The sequence below is a fragment of the Burkholderia sp. HAN2018 genome (genome assembly GCF_024704855.1).
Lineage (GTDB): Bacteria > Pseudomonadota > Gammaproteobacteria > Burkholderiales > Burkholderiaceae > Burkholderia > Burkholderia cepacia.
Genome location: NZ_QOBB01000521.1, coordinates 1 through 1,041 on the forward strand (window position 1 = coordinate 1; position 1,041 = coordinate 1,041).

Sequence of the window (1,041 nt, forward strand, 5' to 3'; positions counted from 1 at the left end):
ATGCGTCGGAATCCCTCGTGGCGGACAGGCCGGCACCGGCGCACGCGGCGTCGCCGCGCGCGGCCGCGGTCGCGGCATCGCCGCCGTGCCAGAAGTCGAAATAGTTGAACCAGTTGTACGGTGCCGAGCGACAGTACCTGTCGAGCAGCGCGACGTAGCGCGCGAGTGCCGCGTCGACGGCCGCCGCGCGCGCGTCGCGCCGCACGTCGGAGAAATCGGCGAGCGTCTCGAAGTGCACGTCGTAGCGGTTGCCGTCGCGATAGAGGCCCGTCATGAAGATCACCGGCCGTCGCAGCATCGCGGCCATGTAGAGCGGCCCGAGCGGGAACGCGGCCGGTGCGCCGAGCAGCGGCAGCCGCCGCAGCGACGCGGCCGCGTCGTCGAGCAGCGTGCGGTCGGCGAGCATGCCGACCATGCAGTTCGCGTCGAGGCGCTCGCGCACCTTCAGCATCGAGTCGACTTGCCCGAGCGGAATCACTTCCGGCTGCGCGGCGGGGTTCACCGCGGCGAGCGTCGCGTTGATCTTGCGCGCGTTCTTCTCGTACATCGTCACGACGACGCGCAGGTCCGGGTGCGTGCGGCCGATCGCGCGCACGACCTCGAAGCTGCCGAGATGCGCGCCCATCAGGAACGCGCCGCGTCCGCCCGCGAGCGCTTCGTCTACCAGCGTCTCGCCGTGCAGCCGGATGTCGAACAGGTCGAAGCGCCCGTTCATCAGGTAGATGCGGTCGTGGATCGTCGCCGCGAACGTGAACACGTGCCGGTACACGTCGCGCCAGCGCGCGGGGCGGCCGAGCACGCGGCGCAGGTAGTCGCGCGACGCCGCGCACGCGACCGGCGAAAACAGCACGAAATACGTCGCGATCAGGTGCAGCACGACGCGCGCGCGCTGCCGGCCGAAGCGCAGCGAGATCCACGTCATCGCGCGCAGCAAGCCCGCGTTGCTGCGCTCCTGGCGTTCGGCCCACGCGGTGCGCTTCATGGCTGCGCGCCGTCCTGCCCGGCCGGCGGCGCGGACAGCACGCCGCTCGCGACGTCGCG

The 1,041-nt window shown here is 71.7% G+C and carries 1 protein-coding gene; it reads right to left on the reverse strand.

Annotation, left to right across the window (positions count from 1 at the left end):
* On the reverse strand, positions 1-982 hold a 982-nt coding region (locus DPV74_RS41520; protein ID WP_027789126.1), incomplete at its 3' end, for an acyl-CoA synthetase.
* Positions 983-1,041: the final 59 nt, after the last annotated feature.